We start from the raw sequence: 17,123 nt of genomic DNA on the forward strand, positions 1-17,123 counted from the left end.
GCGCAACTAAGCGCAGGTTTGCCGATTGCTTAAGCTTCGGTGCCGGCTACTATAATTACGATCTCGCCTTTCACCGTTTTTTGCCGGAAATAGTCGGCCACCTCTTTCAGCGTACCGCGTTTGTTTTCTTCAAACATCTTGGTGAGTTCGCGGCTTACCGAGCAGCGGCGGTCGGCGCCAAAGTATTGCGCCATTTCATCGAGGCTTTTTACCAGCCGCATCGGCGATTCGTAGAAAATGAGCGTCCGCTCTTCGGTGGCCAGCTTGGTCAGTGCAGTATGGCGGCCTTTTTTCAGGGGCAAAAAACCTTCAAATGCAAAGCGGTGAATGGGCAGCCCGCTGTTGACCAGCGCCGGCACAAATGCCGTGGCGCCGGGAAGGCACTCTACTTTTATTTCGTGTTCAATACAGGCACGCACCAACAAGAATGCAGGATCGGAAATGCCCGGAGTGCCGGCATCGGTAACCACTGCCATCCGTTTGCCAGCACCCATTTGATCCACCAGGTGCTGCAGCACTTTGTGCTCGTTGTGCTGGTGAAAAGGCGTCAGCGGTTTGGTGATGTTGTAATGATTGAGCAGCCGAGCGGAGTTGCGGGTGTCTTCGGCAAGAATCACATCTACTCCCTGCAGGATTTCCAGTGCCCGCAGCGTGATGTCTTTTAAATTGCCAATAGGCGTAGGAACAAGAAACAGCATGGCATCGGTGTCCCTGAACTGGAAACCGGTGCTGGTGCTGCCTGTTTGTTCCAACGCATTGCTCATAACGGTGTTGTTTAGCCGAATTAGGCTTGCGACACTTCGATTTCGAAATATTCCATCACCTGGTTGGCCAGCAGCTTGCGTGCAGCTTCTTCGGCTACGGCTTTGGCGGCTGCCTCATCGGCCGCATCTACCTGCAGGGTAATGTTTTTTCCTACCCGAACATCGCTTACAGCCTTAAGTCCCAGGTTGCCCAGCCCGGTGAGTACGGCCTTGCCTTGCGGGTCCAGCAATTCTTTCAGGGGCATTACTTTTACCTGTATTGTATAGGTCATAACTTTTTATTTAAATGTATTTTCCTAAAATGCTGCGCAAACCTACGGAGAATATCAACAGAACAGAAGAACAAGGTCTTTAGAATAACGAACAAGGAACAAGGAATGTCGAATGACGAAGTATTGTGCAAATAATCAATAATCCGATAATCAGTAATTATTTATTATCGGCAGTTGTCATTCATCGGTTCATCATTCCTTGTTCCTTGTTCGATATTCTCCTCCAACTTCTTCTGTTCCTTGTTCATCTGTTCCTCTGTTCGTTATTCTACACGCTTCCTTTCACCGGGTGTACTGGAACAGTATCTTTTGCAAAGCCCGAAATTACCAGGTACAATACAAAGATCACCGGAACGGCCAGCCATTTCAATACTACCAGGGCTACCAGCGAAACGGCCAGCAGTATGTATTTCAGCAGGTTGTTGCGAAACGAAAAATCGGTAAACTTAATGGCCATCAGCACATGATTGCTCACCAGCAGGTACGACAGTACAGCGATGATGCCGTACAAAAACCAACGATTGATGAACAGGGTTTGGATGCCAAAGTACTCGTACCAGATAATGAGCGGAAACGAAGCCACCAGCAGGCCCGCAGCAGGCGAGGGCACACCCCGAAACGAACTGCTTTGGTTGGTGGCAATGTTGAATTTTGCCAGCCGCCAAGCCACTGCACCGCTGTAAATAAATGCAGGAATCAGCAGCAGCATCGACACATCCAGCCCCCCTTCATCCTGCGCAAATGAAATGCGCAGCAATTGGTATAAAATAAGCCCCGGCGCTACGCCAAAACTCACCACATCGCTCAGCGAATCGAGCTGTTTGCCCATTTCCGAACTTACCTTGAGCATGCGTGCCAGGAAGCCATCCAGAAAATCGACCACAGCCGCCGCAAAAATGAAGAGGGCACCCCAGGTCATCTTTTCGGCCAGCACCACCTGCGTGGCACCGCTGTTGTTATCGAGCAGCACAATGGACTGGCCGGTTTGCAAAATGAACACAATGGCAATGCAGCCAAATATGAGGTTGAGCAGCGTAAAGAGGTTGGGAATTTGACGTACCAAGTTGGTGTATTTTAAATGGGCTAATTAATGCTGCATCGCTGCTTCAATCTCTTCCACAGTAATCGGGATGCCGGCAAACAAATCAATATTGCCGTCTTCGGTAATCCACACGTTATTTTCGATGCGTACACCCATGCCTTCTTCTTCAATATAAATGCCCGGCTCGATGGTAAACAACATGCCCGCTTGTATGGGTTCGGTGCGGGTGCCCAGGTCGTGCACATCAATGCCCAGGTGGTGCGAAATGCCGTGGTACAGGTACTTGCGGTAAGCACGGTTTTCGGGGTCTTCGTTTTTCACATCGGCTTCGGTAATAAGGCCAATTTTCAGAAACCGCTGCGTCGCTTCTTCTCCTACTTTATCGGTATAATCAACAATGGAGATGCCCGGTTTTAAAATGCCCTTGCAAAAGTTGAGCAGGTGCAGGCAGGCGTTGTACACTTCTTTCTGGCGTTCGGTAAACTTGCCGTTTACCGGTACAGTGCGGGTTAAATCGGCTGCATAGCCGCCATAATCGGCGCCAAAATCCATCAGGATCAGGTCGCCATCTTTGCACTCCTCGCTGTTGTTTACATAGTGTAGTGTGCGGGCATTATCGCCGGAGGCAATGATGGAATGGTAGGCCGGGCCCGACGACCGCTGGCTTAAAAACGAATGATAGATTTCTGCTTCGATTTGGTATTCTGTTACACCGGGTTTAATAAATTGCAACAAACGATTAAATGTATTGCCTGTTATTTCAATGGCTTTTTTTACCACCTCAACTTCCTGCGCTGTTTTAATGCCCCGCAGCTCCTTCATCAGTTTGGCGGCACGTTCGTAGCGGTGCAGCGGGTAGCGGCTTTTCATTTCATCCACAAAGCGGTAATCCCTGGTGCGGATAAGGCTGGCCTTGCGGTCGTTTTCGTTGGTATCAAGGTAAATGGTATCGGCCAGGTGCACCCATGTTTGCAGCAGCGCATCAATCGAGTCGAGCCACACAATGGTGCCGATGCCGCTGATGGTGGTGGCTTCTTCGCGGCGCAGGCGCTTGCCGTCCCATTTTTCTTTCAGCTCGTTGGGGCGCACCAGCACCAGCACTTCGCGGTATTTAGGATCGGGGTTGTCGGGGAAAAGAATCACCATGCTGTCTTCCTGCGTAATGCCTGAAAGCCAGTACAGGTCGCTGTTCTGGCGAAACGGAAACAGGGCGTCGCCGTTGGTGGGCACTTCGTCGTTGCTTACAAATATGGCAATGGAGCCGGGCTGCATGCGGGCTGTAAAACGCTGGCGGTTGTTGATGAATAACTGCGAATCGAGGGGCAGATTTTTCATATATGCAATGATTTAACTGCAGGGCAGTGAATGAGCGAATAAGCGGCAAAGTAACCGAAAAAGAAGATTGACCAAGGCGAATTAATATGCACCAAAATGCCCCGGCCGGTTAGTGACAACCGTTAGTCGCGGGCCGATGTTTAACGCCACTTTAAGCGGGGCGGTAAACTCCTTTTTTGCTGCTCAGGTGCCAATCCATACCTTTACTGGATTCGATCGTTAACCTCATTAACCGCGACAAAAACCAACATAATGGGAGTGATTAAAGACCGCTTCAAAGACAAAGCAGACATACTTGCTGCGGAAATTAAGGATTTGATTAAAGAGCATGGTTCCAAAAAGATTGGTGAAGTAACCCTTTCCCAGATTTACCAGGGCATGCGTGGCATTACCGGACTGGTTTCCGAAACCTCGCTGCTCGATGCCCAGGAAGGCATTCGTTTCCGGGGCTATTCCATTCCAGAGCTGCAGCAAAAACTGCCCAAATACAACGGCGGCTCCGAGCCCATGCCCGAGGGCCTTTTTTACCTGATGCTGATTGGCGACCTGCCCACCGAGGAAGACGCCAACAACATGACCTCGCTGTGGCAGCGCCGCAGCCATGTGCCCAACCATGTGTTTGCAACCATCGAGGCACTGCCGGTGTCCACCCACCCCATGACGCAACTGGTGGTGGCCGTAATGGCCCTGCAAACCGAAAGTCAGTTTGCCCGCCGCTATGCTGCCGGCATGAACAAAAAAGAATATTGGGATGCGTCGTTCGACGATGCTATGGACCTGATTGCCCGCCTGCCCCGTGTGGCGGCATATATCTATCGCCGTAAATACAAAGGCGGCCAGCATATTCAGCCCAATGGGCTGCTCGACTGGTCGGGCAACTTTGCCCACATGCTGGGTTTTGATGATGAAGGTTTTATGGAGCTGATGCGCCTGTACATGACCATCCATGCCGACCACGAAGGCGGCAACGTATCGGCACATACCACACACTTAGTGGGCTCTGCGCTGAGCGATCCTTACCTCAGCTTTGCTGCCGGCCTCAATGGCCTGGCGGGCCCGCTGCACGGCCTGGCCAACCAGGAAGTGATCAAATGGATTTTTGAACTGCGCCAGGAGCTGGGCACCGACCTGCCTTCCAAAGAGCAGATTGAAGAATATGTAAAGAAAACGCTGAGCGAAGGAAAAGTGGTACCGGGCTACGGCCACGCGGTGCTGCGCAAAACCGATCCGCGTTTTACGGCACAAATGGAATTTGGCAAAAAGCACATGCCCAACGATCCGCTGGTGCAAACCATCTGGAACGTGTACGAGGTGGTGCCGCCCATTCTGCAATCGCTGGGCAAGATCAAAAACCCCTGGCCCAATGTGGATGCGCACAGCGGCGCCCTGCTGGTGCACTACGGCATGGTGGAGTACGAATTTTACACCGTGTTGTTTGGCGTAAGCCGGGCACTGGGTGTGTTGGCCTCGCTGTGTTGGGACCGGGCTCTTGGCCTGCCCATTGAGCGCCCCAAATCGGTTACTACCGACCTGGTGAAAGGCTGGCTCAAAGGCGAAGGCGAAATCTGGGGCGAGTAACCCGGATTTAATCCAGGCCTGTTTTTAAGTTGGAGATTCAATTATAGCTACACAGCCACTCTTTTGGAGTGGCTGTTTTGTTTTGTGTAGCCGGCTGTAATAAAACTATTGTGCTCCTGTTGCGTCGCACACTTGTACGTTCTGTAATGCTATTGTGCTTTGCCTATGCACCAGGAGTAGACTTTTTCTCTAATTAGCTGTCATGCCGAACTTGTTTCGGCATCTCCTTCCTCTCGCAGCGTTTACAAAAGCACAAGGGGATGCCGAAACGAGTTCGGCATGACTGGCTCTAATTGCTATAATTGTCATACACCGACGCTGAAATCATCCTCTTTGATTGCTATGCTTATTGCCCATCAATCACGCTTTTGCCTGTCATCCTGAGCGCAGCGAAGGATCTGAGTCTGAACCTGCAGAAATTTTGGAGAAAAGTGATCCTGCAATTTTTACTTAAGATTTTATAACTACAATATTTAGATACTTCGCTGCGCTCAGCATGACAAGCAGAAAGCGTTTGCTTTTTTTACAAACACATAAAGGCCCAATAACCCCAAATTACCCGCAGCAAAAAAGCCACAAAGACCTTAATCCTTGTGGCTTTTCATTCCTTAAAGAAGTTTCAATAACAACAACCCTTGCCGTTCAGTGACCGATATCAAAGCAGCGCTGCGGGCTTAAAAAAAATTATCCAGCGCTTTCAGGCTGATGGGCTTTTCCCAAATGGTCAGCTTGGCACCATCCAGCTCTGCGGGCATGGTGGGCCTGAACGCACTGATCAGGTGGTACTGGATGTTGGGATACTGCTCATACATCTCGGGTAGCTTATCCCAGCCCAGCCCGTCTGGCAGGTTGTAGTCAATCAGCAGGTAGTCGGGAATGATCTGATGCAGGCGGTTGATGCCGTCTTTTAAGGTATGGGCAATATAGACTTCGTAGTTTTTACGAACAAAATATTGCTTCATCAGCAGGCACAGGTCCACCTCATCATCTATGATTAAAACTTTCTTCCTTTGGTTCATAATATTTGTTACCCTGAGATTGTACTAATTTTTATACCAGAAAAACTGTGCAAAAGAACAAAGAATGGGTATTAGTTTTTCAGTTTTTCCTGTAGAGTTTTTTCCCCGGCGCTCCAGCAGTGGATTACTGCGCTTAACCATGCGGTTTGGTACGATTATTTATCCTCCGTTGGCAGAAACATTTGTTTAACCTTAAAATACCAAATCATGACCCAACGGACTAAACTCATCGTAGGTATCATTGGCGCTGCAGCTGCAGGTGTAGCCATCGGCATGTTGCTGGCTCCTGAAAAAGGTACCGATATGCGCCGCAATATTTCCAAAGCCACCGGAAGCTGGGCCTCCAGCCTGAGCGACCTCCTGGCCAACGCCAAAGGCGAACTGACCCGTGCCACTACCAAAGGCAAATTGCAGACTAGGCGCATGGCCAACAGGGCAGAAGATTTTATCTAAGCATATAGCTTCGTATAGTGCAGCAGGCCACGGCCTGCTGCTTTATGTTCACCCACCCAACTTCACCAGCTTATGGACGACCTGAAGACCAACTTTGCCAGCCTGAAGCAACACGCTACCGATTATGCCCAAACTTATGTGCAGCTGGCCAAGGCAAAAGCCACAGCCAGTGCATCTACAGCCGCTGCAGGTGCCGCCATTGGTGTTACCGCAGTGCTGCTCTCTGTTTTCTTTCTCATCTTTTTGTTTACGGGCATTGCCTGGTGGCTGAGCAGCGTACTCAACAGCAATGCTGCAGGCTTCTTGATCGTAGCTGGGTTCTTCCTGCTGCTGCTCATCCTCATTATAGCGCTGCGCAAAAAAGTAATCGTTCCCTGGATCCGCAATACCATCATCAGCAAAGTATATGAATAACAAAATACGGACTTACGAAGACCTGCTGGAAGAGCAAAAACGCCTGATGAACATCCTGAAGGGGCATGAAACGTTGTTGAAAACTGATGTGGCAGGTGTACGGCAAGGGTTGAAGCCGGTGGGCACTGCATTTAATTTTGTAAACAAAATGGCCACCCGCGACCATACCGGCCCGATGATGAACTTCGGCCTTGAGTTTGGCCTCGACCTGCTGCTGCGCCGCTTTGTGCTGGCCCGTGCAGGCTGGTTTACCAAAATAGCCATTCCATACGTGGTGAAGAACTATGCATCGCACCTCATCACCGAAGAAAAGCGGGAAATACTGATGCAAAAGATCAATGCATTTATGCAAAAGCTGCGGCCCAAACCCGGCCCTACCGCATACACACCGGAGGAGGCTGCACAGGACCCCCGAAAATATTATCCCGGCGGTGCGCCGCCACCCAAGGCAGCCACCACCGACCCGCTGGGCCCCGAGCCGGCGCTGTAATTGGCCTTTATATGCATGCAATATTTGCCCGGTACGCTGCCCTGCAGGTGCCGGTTCTTTTTTGCCCAAACCGGTACGGTTTTAGGCGTTTTATTGATTAATAACACATTGTTTGTTTCATTTAAAAAACATCACCATGGCACATACACCTAACGACCCGCGTTTGAAAAGAGAATTGAACCAGCCGCCAAACGGCCCCGGCGATAACATTAATGAACAGGCTGCCGGCCGTGAAGGTGGCGACGACTCGCTGAGCAACATCCGCCCTACCGATGACCGGGCCGACGAAAAAGTGATCGTTAATTCGCAGGAAGCGCAGCAAACCGTAAACAGGCCTTCGCAATCTGAAATTGACGGCAGCTATAGCGATGTGGTCAATGAGTAACGCATCTTGTTTTAAAAACCATTAATAACGCTCCAGCGTGCTGCAAAAGCCGAAGTGGAGTTTTTAGTTGTACAAAATGAGTTACAACAAAGGGGTGCAGCCATTGCACCCCTTTGTTGTTTTGGTCCATATATTTTTTACCTCCTTCTTCTAAAGCCGCCCACTAGTAACAACTGCACAAACAGGAAGAAAAAAAACAGCAATTAGGCAACAGAGACTACATCGGCTCCAATACAACCAAAGCCGGCGACGGCAGCCACAATGGCCGCCACCAGGAAAATTAATGTCCAGAGTAGCATATTCGTAGTTTTTAAGGGTGAAGAATTACCTCAAAATGTAGCCAAATAGCCATACTGGTTTTTGCCCGTAAGCCTTACTGCGCCTACATTGAGGCCTATTTTTAATTGGTACAATTTTTAAGACAGGGAAAGCGACAGAACACCTTTTTATGCAACCATCGAAAATTCAAAACACGCAAAAGCAAGTAATGCAGCCCGTGCTGGCTGGCGCCGGCAGGCCTGTTTCTCCTTTGGAGCGCAGCCGTTCGGCAGCCACTACCGTTAAAGGCGATCCTGCTTCCGGGGCAGTTGGTTCATACCCCGTTCCCAATTCGGGCAGGTTTGCGCCAGGCGGAGGCTAGGAGCAGGGGCTTAGCGAATGGACTGAGGCATATGATGTTGTGTGGAGCTAATGTAGTGCGCACCCAGTTGGGGAAAGGTTTCCTCAAAAGAGGCATTTTCATCCTGTAACTTTAAGCACTGCCATTGCATCCCCTTTTTGCTAATAACTAACACCCTGAATAACAAGCTCTTGTAAATATTTTAAAGCTGGAGTTTTTTGGTGCTTTGATTGTTTTAAAGACTGTAGCCAAAATCACCAGCATGATCAATCAACGCCTCACCCAAAAGCAGCGGCTGAAAATTTTACCGCAACAAATTCAGCTACTCAACTTTTTCCACCTCAATACACTTGAATTGGAACAAAGAATTCAGCAGGAGATTGAAGAAAACCCCCTGCTGGAAGACCAGAAAAATGAATTTGAGCCCCTGGTGGAAAAATTCAACAAAGACGCCGTACAGGATTACCACGATTGGGAAGAACACGGCTACGACGATATTCCGGATTACAAAGTAGAGTACAACAATTACCTCCACAACGATAAGGTGCCCGAGCGGCCCATTGTCGGTTATTTCGATTACCGCAGCAACTTGAAGGAGCAGTTCAAGCTGGGTTGCGATGACCCGAAAGAAGCGGAGTTGGCTGAATACATCATCGATTCGTTTTCCGACCAGGGCCTGATGGAGCAGGATCCCGAAGACTTGGCCGAAGACATTTCGTTCCGGATGAATCATTGGATTGAGCCCGACCAGATCATGGCCGTGGTGCACAAAATCCAGCAACTGGAGCCCGTGGGTGTGGGTGCACGCAGCATCCGCGAATGCCTGCTTATTCAGCTGCACCGGCTAAACCAAAAGCGGCCCGATGTGAAGATGGCGGTGCGCCTTTTGGAAAATCATTTCAACGACCTGCACAACCGCAACATGGATAAGATCAAACACATGTTGCGCCTCGAAGACGATGAACTGAAAATTGTGTTGCAACTGATTGCTTCGCTAAAAATGAAACCTATTTGCGAAGCACAGGACAGCATACAAGTAAACCAAAACATCCTGCCCGATTTTTTGGTGATCCGCAATGGCGAAGAGATCGAAGTATCGCTGTATCGCCACCGTTCCGAAAGCCTCAGCATCAACAGCTCGTGGAAACAAATGGCCGATAGCAACACCAAGGTAAACACCGATAAATCGGCGGTGCAATACCTGAAAAACAAATTGCAATCGGCGCAGTGGTTTATACATGCAGTGCAGCAACGCGAGGCCACCATGCTGAAAATTATGCGGGCCATTGTGCAGTTGCAGTATGCTTATTTTGTTACCGGCGATATCAACCAGCTGCAGCCGATGATCCTGAAGAACATTGCAGAAATGGTAGGCGTGGACATCAGCACCGTAAGCCGCATTACCTGTAACAAATACGCCGAAACACCATTTGGATTGATCTTGTTGAAAGACCTGTTTACCGAAGGTATTGCCAACGAAAAAGGCCAGGTAATTTCCAACAAAGTAATCCAGTCGGCCATTGAAGAAGTAATAGAAAGCGAAGACAAGCACAATCCTTACACCGACCAACAGCTCGTTACCATCCTGGCGCAAAAAGGCTTTTCGGTAGCACGGCGCACCGTGGCCAAATACCGGGAGCAATTGCAGATTCCGGTATCGCATGTACGCAGCTTGTGGGCATAATGTCAATCATTTAACTTCGAACAAGATAAATACGAACCAAAGAAACAGATAACATGCAAAAAATTCTCATTATTGATGACGACAGGGATATGTGCCTGTTGTTGAAACGTTTTTTGACCCGCCATGGATATGAAGTTATAGAAGCATACACCGGAAAAAAAGCATTGGAAATACTGGAGGAAACAGAACCTGCGCTGGTGATGTGCGACTTCAGGCTTGAGGATATTGAAGGCAACGTGTTACTGGGAAAGATCAAAGAAAAATACCCTTATATACCCGTGATCATCATCACCGGTTACAGCGATATCAAAATTGCTGTGGAGGTAATGAAAATGGGCGCTTACGATTATATTACCAAGCCCCTGTTCCCCGATGAAATTCTGATCACCATCAAAAAAGCATTGGACACACCTGCGGCTGCACATGAGCCGAGGCATATTATTCAAACCGACAACAGGGAAGCTGCACCTGCCGCCGCAGCACCGGTTGCTGCTGCACCGCAGGCTGCGGGCCGTGCCGATAGCAAACCCAACATCGTGCACTCCGGCGATTATATTTTTGGCGATTCGCCCACTTTCCGCGGCCTGCTCCAGCAAATCGACCTGGTGGCGCCCACAAACTACACCGTGATCATTTACGGCGAAAGCGGCAGCGGCAAGGAAGCCATTGCACAGGAAATTCACAAACGCAGCAAACGCAAAGGCAAACCATTTGTGGCGATCGATTGCGGCGCCCTCAGTAAAGAACTGGCCGGCTCCGAATTGTTTGGTCATGAAAAAGGTTCTTTTACCGGCGCCCTCAACCAAAAAATTGGTTCGTTTGAACTGGCCAATGGCGGTACTATTTTCCTGGATGAAGTAGCCAACCTGGGATACGACATACAAGTGTCGTTGCTGCGTGTGGTACAGGAGCGTAAAATGCGCCGCATTGGTGGCACAAAAGATACCGAGCTGGATGTGCGCATTATTGTGGCGTCCAATGAAAAGCTGTGGGATGCTGCCCGTAAAGGCAAGTTCCGCGAAGATTTGTTCCACCGCTTTAACGAGTTTGCTATTGATGTGCCGCCGCTGCGCCAGCGCCCCGACGACATCATGTTGTTTGCTGCGCATTTTTTACAGCAAACCAGCGACGAACTGGGCAAACGCATTCAGGGCTTCAGTGCCGAAACAGAGCAGATTTTCCGCAACTATGTGTGGTACGGCAACCTGCGCGAATTGAAGAACGTCATCAAGCGGGCTACCCTGCTATCCGATGGCGCACAGATCGAAGCATCGTCGCTGCCGTTCGAGATTCTGCATTTCAACAAACTGCAGTTTGAAAAGCAACCCGAGTTGGCGCCTGTGGCCGTAAACAGCCACAACAACACGATGCCGCCACTAATCCGCGAGGAGGCTGCCGAAGCCAATGCGCCGATTGTAAAAGGCATTTCCGAAACCACACTGAAAGGAGCTTCCATTGATGCGGAGTACGAAATGATCCTCAAAGCATTGAAAAAGGTAAACTTCAATAAAAGCAAGGCTGCCAAGCTGTTGAACATCGACCGCAAAACCTTGTATAACAAAATGAAGCAGTACCAGGAATTTAATAACCAGTAGGGATGAAACCAGTGCAGCATGCCCCGACTCCAGTGGCGTACGAGGCTACGATCAAACTAACGGACGATACAGGATTGTTGGTAAAGCGGGAAACCCTGAACCTCAATAGCCTGATTGCCGGTGCCGTAAAAGGAGCTGCCGGCGCCGCCGGTATCAATTTACGCATGGACGAGCTGCCCCTTGTGCGTGCCTATGCTGCGCCCATGCAGGAAGCCTTGTGCCTGCTGCTGCAGGCCATGCTGGCACAAAACGAGGCATGCAGCAAAGTGTATTGCTATGTACAGGGAGCGCCGGCCGGCCCCTCGCTGCTCGATGGGCATGAGGATGCCGGCGTGTACTCGGTAACCATACATACCAATGCGGAAGGCGCCGGCACCGATGCTGCACAACATTTACTACAGGAAGCAAAGCGGCTGTTTGCGCAAAACAAAATAGGGTTGGAGCACAAATGCATCCCGGCGGGCGGAGTGCATTTTATGCTCACCCTGTATCGCTGCGTGCAACCGCAAACCGAGCCCCGCCAATAAATTTATTTGGGAAAACCTTTTATGGCTGAACAACCTATACGCATCCTGATCATTGATGACGATGAGGATGACTTTTACATTACCTCCGAATACCTCAAGCAGATACAGGAATACAAACTGCAGGTTGACTGGTGCTTTCGCTTCAATGACGCCATCCAGTTTTTGCAAAGCCGTGCATACGACATGTATTTTGTGGACTATCGCCTGGGCGCTAAAACCGGTCTTGACTTTTTGAAAGAAGCCGTGGCGCTGGGTGTGGAAGAGCCTATTGTACTGCTCACCGGTAAAGGCAACAAAGCGGTGGATATTGAAGCCATGCAAATGGGTGCCACCGATTACCTCATTAAAACAGAACTGAACGTAGATAAACTGGAGCGCTGCATTCGCTACGCGATGGAGCGCACTTCGTATTTAAAAGCCCTGCGGGCAAACGAACGCAAGTACCGCAACATTTTTGAGTTGTCGAAAGATGCGGTGTTTATTGCCGACCGCGACCTGCGTTTCCGAGATATGAACCAGGCCACCTCCGACTTGCTGGGTTTTTCGAAAGAAGAATTGCAGGAGCGCAGCGTGTACGACCTGATCCCGGAAGAAATGCCTAAAGCTGTGCTGCGCAATATGCTCAATAGCAGCGGCGAGGTAAACGACCTGGAACTGGAATTTCAAACCAACGGCGGCGAACGCAAAAGCTGCGTATTTTCGGTGATTACGCAAATGGGCGGTTTGCCCACGGCACATTACCAGGGCCTGATCCACGACATTACCAACCTGAAGCGGGCGGCGCAAGCCAATTTGCTGGTGGAAAAACTGGCCGCAACGGGCCGCCTGGTGCGAACCCTGGCGCATGAAGTACGCAACCCGCTGAACAACATCAACATGTCGGTGGAGCAGTTGGCCCATGCCCCCGAAGTGGAGGAAGGACCGTTGTACCTCGACATCATCCAGCGCAACAGCAAACGGATTGGCGACCTCATTACCGAACTGCTCGATTCGTCGCGGCCTTCGGAACTGAACTTTGAGCGGTGCACGCTGCAATCAGTAATGGATGCAACCATTGCCGAAGCGCTGGACCGCATTACGCTGCAGCGCATCAACATGGCCATCAGTTATTGCGAAGAGCCTTGTTGGATAATGGCCAGCCCCGAAAAGCTGAAAATCGCGTTCCTCAATATCATCATCAACGCGGTGGAAGCCATGAAGGCAGGCGAAGGCGAGTTGGAGATTGTGCTGGAAAGCGCCAACTTTATTCATAAGATCAGCATCCGCGACAATGGCTGCGGCATTCCTGAAGAAAACCTGTCCCGCCTGTTCGAGCCTTATTTTACTTCGAAACGAAATGGTATGGGACTTGGCCTTGCATCCACGCTCAATATTTTACAAGCCCACAAAGCGCACATCGATGTCTCGTCCATCATTGGCACGGGCACTACGTTTGTGATTACGTTTCCGTCGGCGTAAGATGTGTCAGTAAAGACGGGAAAGACAGTAAAGTCTGGAAAGATAAATGATGTAAAAAGCGGGATTGTAATCGAATTGGCAGTTCAATTACAATCCCGCTTCTATTTTTATAAATACCTTATTGGCTTTCCCGTCTTTACTGTCTTTTCTGACTTTCTGGACTTTCCCAACTCACGTCGTCAACCTATTTGCCTTTTGGTGTAAAATAAAAAACAGCATGCCGCCAATAAGCGGTGCGGCCACTACGGCAATCAGCCAGAAGCGTTTTTGAAATGGCTTCATATCGCTGCGGGTACTGACGTTGATAATGCTCATGATCCACGTGATGCCGGCCAGCGCCGTAGCAGTAATAATGATATAATCACTGCCGCGGTAGCCATATGATTTTACAGCCACGCTGACGATAAAAAGTAAGATGCTGAGAAGGCCAACAATAAATGCTGGTTGCTTTAAATTTTTCATACCCGTCTGTTTTGAAATACGTGCTGGTGGCGCAATAATGCTTAGGGTACTCAAAAATTTATGCCATTTGTGCTGTGTTGAACTGCATATTTTACTTGTTTAGCGTTAGCCCCAAGCAGCGTCTTTATTTCTTTACAGGCGCAGCCTTTTCTTTTACTTGTAGTGTTGGCACTTCTTTCGATTCGCTTTTAATGATAAAAACGGCTGTGTCTTTTGGCCGGATACCGCCGCCGGCATACAGCGCAAACATTTTGGTAAACTCCGCACCGAAATATAGAATGATGGCGGTGTAATAAATCCACGAAAGAATAATGATGACCGATGCCGCCGCCCCATAAGTAATGCCGAGGCGTGTGTTGCCGATATAGTAACCGATCAGAAATTTGCCCAACAGAAATAGCAGTGCGGTAAATACCGCCCCAACAATTGCATCTTTCAGGGCAATCACTGCATCGGGGAGCACTTTAAAAATTACGGTAAACAAGAGGCTGATGACCACCAGCATCACCAGTGTGTTCAGTGTGTACAATACCTGCACGGAATAGTTGGGAATCAGTTCGTCGATAATGCGGTCGCTGAGTAAAGTGATCAGTGCATTTACCAACAGCGAGGCCAGCAAAATAAATGACATCACTACTATGAGCGAAAAAGAAAGCAGCCGGTTGATGATGAGTTTGAGCCAGCCTTTTTTGGGCTTTGCTTTTACCGAAAGAATATAGTTGATGGAGTCTTGCATTTCGGTAAATACGCCTGTGGCACCGATGACTAGGAAAACACCGCCCAGCACGGCGCCGGTGCTGCTGGCCTGCGCCTGTTGTATGTTGGCAATGATCTGTTGAATTTGCATGGCCACATCGGAACCCACCAGCCCGCTTATTTGTGAATACAGCGTTCCCTGCACCGCATCGCGGCCAAAAAATACACCGGCCAATGAAATAATAATGATGAGCAGCGGGCCCATGGCAAAAATGGTGTAATAGCTCAGCGATGCGCTGAACTTAAGTGCATGATCGTTCATAAAGCCCTTGGCTGCACCGCTCAATATCCTACCGTATAGCTTTAGTTTAGTCATATCACGTATTGGCAACAATTATGTTTTACAAATAACAATGCACCGCTATGCCTGCAACCACGTACTGATCAATGAAAAGGTTGCGCCAACTAATTAGAACGCATGGCAGGGCAGATGGTTGTATGGGCGATTGTTACAAAAGGGTTATTGATGGCAGCATTTTTTCTGTATGGTTTGTGTAATAAAACTACACCCTGTGTACAAACGTACCATACTTTATGGATTGGCCGTGTTGTTGGCCGTTGGCTGGGCTTTAGGCACTTTTTACTGGAGCGCCGGCACCTGGGTGCACGTAGTACTACTGCTAGCCATTATTGCGCTCCTGTTTGGCGTGATACAAAAGGCATAACGCTGCAAGCATCACCTGTCGGTGTTGCAAATCAACGCTGCAATATTTACCAAATAAATTACTGGAGTAAAACAGACTGGAGCGAGACATCGGCCATGCGATTGGCGCATTTGCGGCAGGCACTAGCACACTGGCTAAAGAAAGGGTCGTTGTAGCGGTTGCAGGCATCGGCGCACTCTTCGCACAGGCCAATGCACAGGAGCATCATGTTGCGGGTATTGGGATCGTTGCTTTTAATGGCCTGCCATGTTTCCATGCACATCAGTGCACAGTCATCCAGGGTTTTTTCAAGGCTGTGTGCATAGCCCGGCTGGCGCAACGAAATTTCTGCCAACAGGTTTTCGCAGTTGATCCACGCTTCGAGGCAAGCTTGTGCTGAAGGAGCAAGAGCCGTCATGATGTTCCGATTTGTTTCAATGGCCGGGCAATCCGATACACACTACTGTAACGCTTAAGCGCTATTTTCATTCAACCCATACCCAAATCTTTTACTAAATAACAGGCCAAAACGCAGCGGTGCAATGATCGCGTTTATTTTGAGTGCAAAAAACCGGTTACAGCGAGTCGTGTTACCAACTGTTGTACACCGGTTTTTTGACTATTTAAAGTTGAAATCGAAGCAAATTGCTGTGCTTCACTTGCACCTTGCTCAACTGCCCACCTGGTGCAGTTCGCGCAGTCTTTTTACTTCATCGTGGCCCATGCGCAGCCTAAGTTTTTGCTGCACAATCATTTCGCGTTGCTCGGGTTCCAGGTCGGCATCGCTGTTCAGCGCCAAGTCGTAGGCTTTTTGCGCCGCATCTTCACCAAATTCACAATTTTCCAAAACTGCTGTTCTTGTTTTTCCCGAAATGGCTGTTTTTAAATCCATCCAAACGCGGTAAATCTTACCCGAATGGGTAGTGCCTTCAACAGGTGTTGCACCCAACCGCGACAGTTCGGTGTTGAGTTCCGTCACCATTTGCCTGCTTTCCGTTGCATAACGCCTGAACAACATCTTCAGATCTTCATCCTCAGGTTTCAATTCATCTATTGCTTTTTCATAACCCACTATGCGGTCGTTATTGATGCGCACCAGGTCAGTAAGCACACTGGCGAGTTTATTGCTTTTTTCCATTGTCTGCGGTTTAGGAAATAGGGTTAAAAAATTGTACCTTTTTTACACGCAGGCAACACCTGTTATTTACTCACCCAAAATTTCAAACAAATGGCTACGTATTCAAAAGGCGCCAGCTCGAAGGTGGGCGATGCGCTGCACGAAATGAAAACCGGTAAACTGAAGTCGGGGAGTGGCAGAAAAGTAACCTCCCGCAACCAGGCCATTGCCATTGGCTTATCGGAAGCCCGGGAAGCAGGCGAAAAAGTACCGCGGAAAAAAGCAGCAACAAAAAGCAGCAGTGCCACTACTAAAAGAGCGGCCACAAAAAAAACCGCAGGTAAAAAAGCCGCAGCGAAAAAAGCAACGGCTAAGAAAGCAACCGCTAAAAGAGCAACAACAAAAAGGGCTGCCCCAAAAAAAGCATCGGCTAAAAAAACGACCGCGAAAACGGCAAGAAAGACTACAGGTAAAACAGCCAGCAAAAAGACTAGCTAAAACCGGATGTA

Annotated in this window: 21 protein-coding genes; 12 read left to right on the forward strand and 9 right to left on the reverse strand. The window is 49.3% G+C overall.

All coding sequences use genetic code 11. The features are described from left to right. Positions 1 to 29: 29 nt before the first annotated feature. From rsmI to DRJ53_RS09685, 4 genes are all read right to left on the reverse strand, one after another. Entirely contained in the window at positions 30 to 764 is a 735-nt protein-coding gene (gene rsmI, locus DRJ53_RS09670) for a 16S rRNA (cytidine(1402)-2'-O)-methyltransferase (protein ID WP_241558509.1), read from the reverse strand. A gap of 20 nt (positions 765 to 784) precedes the next feature. After that, positions 785 to 1,036, reverse strand: coding sequence for a phosphoribosylformylglycinamidine synthase subunit PurS (gene purS / locus DRJ53_RS09675; protein WP_114235420.1), 252 nt, complete (start codon positions 1,034 to 1,036; stop codon positions 785 to 787). A gap of 268 nt (positions 1,037 to 1,304) precedes the next feature. After that, positions 1,305 to 2,099: a CDP-alcohol phosphatidyltransferase family protein gene (locus DRJ53_RS09680; protein ID WP_114235421.1), complete on the reverse strand. Its 795-nt coding sequence runs from the start codon at positions 2,097 to 2,099 to the stop codon at positions 1,305 to 1,307. Between the two features lie 24 nt (positions 2,100 to 2,123). Then, entirely contained in the window at positions 2,124 to 3,413 is a 1,290-nt protein-coding gene (locus tag DRJ53_RS09685) for an aminopeptidase P N-terminal domain-containing protein (protein ID WP_114235422.1), read from the reverse strand. Positions 3,414 to 3,665: 252 nt separating this feature from the next. On the opposite strand from DRJ53_RS09685, the gene DRJ53_RS09690 reads away from it, so the two are divergent. Then, a complete protein-coding gene (locus tag DRJ53_RS09690; protein WP_114235423.1) occupies positions 3,666 to 4,991 on the forward strand; it encodes a citrate (Si)-synthase, eukaryotic in 1,326 nt (441 codons plus the stop codon). Between the two features lie 674 nt (positions 4,992 to 5,665). On the opposite strand, the gene DRJ53_RS09695 is transcribed toward DRJ53_RS09690, so the two are convergent. Next, entirely contained in the window at positions 5,666 to 6,010 is a 345-nt protein-coding gene (locus DRJ53_RS09695) for a response regulator (RefSeq protein WP_114235424.1), read from the reverse strand. 207 nt (positions 6,011 to 6,217) lie between these two features. On the opposite strand from DRJ53_RS09695, the gene DRJ53_RS09700 reads away from it, so the two are divergent. The 9 genes from DRJ53_RS09700 (at position 6,218) to DRJ53_RS09745 (ending at position 13,635) form a co-directional block, all read left to right on the forward strand. Then, positions 6,218 to 6,463: a YtxH domain-containing protein gene (locus tag DRJ53_RS09700; protein WP_114235425.1), complete on the forward strand. Its 246-nt coding sequence runs from the start codon at positions 6,218 to 6,220 to the stop codon at positions 6,461 to 6,463. Between the two features lie 72 nt (positions 6,464 to 6,535). After that, positions 6,536 to 6,877, forward strand: coding sequence for a phage holin family protein (locus DRJ53_RS09705; protein ID WP_114235426.1), 342 nt, complete (start codon positions 6,536 to 6,538; stop codon positions 6,875 to 6,877). Beyond that, on the forward strand, positions 6,870 to 7,367 hold the full coding sequence (locus DRJ53_RS09710; RefSeq protein WP_114235427.1) for a hypothetical protein: 498 nt from the start codon (positions 6,870 to 6,872) through the stop codon (positions 7,365 to 7,367). Before DRJ53_RS09705 ends, DRJ53_RS09710 begins: the two co-directional genes overlap by 8 nt. Positions 7,368 to 7,503: 136 nt before the next feature. Beyond that, the gene (locus DRJ53_RS09715; RefSeq protein ID WP_123893475.1) at positions 7,504 to 7,752 is read left to right on the forward strand and encodes a hypothetical protein; all 249 of its coding nucleotides are present in this window, start codon (positions 7,504 to 7,506) and stop codon (positions 7,750 to 7,752) included. Between the two features lie 448 nt (positions 7,753 to 8,200). Next, positions 8,201 to 8,392, forward strand: a complete 192-nt coding sequence (locus tag DRJ53_RS09725; RefSeq protein ID WP_114235429.1) for a hypothetical protein — start codon at positions 8,201 to 8,203, stop codon at positions 8,390 to 8,392. 241 nt (positions 8,393 to 8,633) lie between these two features. Beyond that, positions 8,634 to 10,055, forward strand: coding sequence for an RNA polymerase factor sigma-54 (rpoN, locus tag DRJ53_RS09730; RefSeq protein ID WP_114235528.1), 1,422 nt, complete (start codon positions 8,634 to 8,636; stop codon positions 10,053 to 10,055). A gap of 53 nt (positions 10,056 to 10,108) precedes the next feature. Beyond that, positions 10,109 to 11,650, forward strand: coding sequence for a sigma-54-dependent transcriptional regulator (locus tag DRJ53_RS09735; RefSeq protein ID WP_114235430.1), 1,542 nt, complete (start codon positions 10,109 to 10,111; stop codon positions 11,648 to 11,650). 2 nt (positions 11,651 to 11,652) lie between these two features. Continuing rightward, the gene (locus tag DRJ53_RS09740; protein WP_114235431.1) at positions 11,653 to 12,177 is read left to right on the forward strand and encodes a hypothetical protein; all 525 of its coding nucleotides are present in this window, start codon (positions 11,653 to 11,655) and stop codon (positions 12,175 to 12,177) included. A gap of 21 nt (positions 12,178 to 12,198) precedes the next feature. Continuing rightward, positions 12,199 to 13,635, forward strand: a complete 1,437-nt coding sequence (locus DRJ53_RS09745) for a hybrid sensor histidine kinase/response regulator (protein ID WP_114235432.1) — start codon at positions 12,199 to 12,201, stop codon at positions 13,633 to 13,635. Positions 13,636 to 13,806: 171 nt separating this feature from the next. Here the strand turns inward: DRJ53_RS09745 and DRJ53_RS09750 are convergent, their stop codons facing one another. Both DRJ53_RS09750 and DRJ53_RS09755 read right to left on the reverse strand, forming a co-directional pair. Further along, positions 13,807 to 14,097 carry a PLDc N-terminal domain-containing protein gene (locus tag DRJ53_RS09750; RefSeq protein WP_114235433.1) on the reverse strand — a complete coding sequence of 97 codons (291 nt, stop codon included), beginning with the start codon at positions 14,095 to 14,097 and terminating at the stop codon, positions 13,807 to 13,809. 124 nt (positions 14,098 to 14,221) lie between these two features. After that, entirely contained in the window at positions 14,222 to 15,169 is a 948-nt protein-coding gene (locus DRJ53_RS09755; RefSeq protein WP_114235434.1) for a YihY/virulence factor BrkB family protein, read from the reverse strand. A 196-nt stretch (positions 15,170 to 15,365) separates the two neighbouring features. Between DRJ53_RS09755 and DRJ53_RS09760 the strand changes: the two genes are divergently transcribed. Beyond that, positions 15,366 to 15,518, forward strand: coding sequence for a lmo0937 family membrane protein (locus DRJ53_RS09760; RefSeq protein ID WP_240040669.1), 153 nt, complete (start codon positions 15,366 to 15,368; stop codon positions 15,516 to 15,518). A 58-nt stretch (positions 15,519 to 15,576) separates the two neighbouring features. On the opposite strand, the gene DRJ53_RS09765 is transcribed toward DRJ53_RS09760, so the two are convergent. After that, entirely contained in the window at positions 15,577 to 15,915 is a 339-nt protein-coding gene (locus DRJ53_RS09765) for a four-helix bundle copper-binding protein (RefSeq protein ID WP_114235436.1), read from the reverse strand. Between the two features lie 252 nt (positions 15,916 to 16,167). Beyond that, positions 16,168 to 16,635: a ferritin-like domain-containing protein gene (locus DRJ53_RS09770; protein ID WP_114235437.1), complete on the reverse strand. Its 468-nt coding sequence runs from the start codon at positions 16,633 to 16,635 to the stop codon at positions 16,168 to 16,170. Positions 16,636 to 16,725: 90 nt separating this feature from the next. On the opposite strand from DRJ53_RS09770, the gene DRJ53_RS09775 reads away from it, so the two are divergent. Then, positions 16,726 to 17,112 carry a DUF6496 domain-containing protein gene (locus DRJ53_RS09775; RefSeq protein WP_114235438.1) on the forward strand — a complete coding sequence of 129 codons (387 nt, stop codon included), beginning with the start codon at positions 16,726 to 16,728 and terminating at the stop codon, positions 17,110 to 17,112. The last annotated feature ends 11 nt before the right edge of the window (positions 17,113 to 17,123 follow it).

Origin of the sequence: Paracnuella aquatica, assembly GCF_003332885.2 — a bacterium.
Classification (GTDB): domain Bacteria; phylum Bacteroidota; class Bacteroidia; order Chitinophagales; family Chitinophagaceae; genus Flavisolibacter; species Flavisolibacter aquaticus.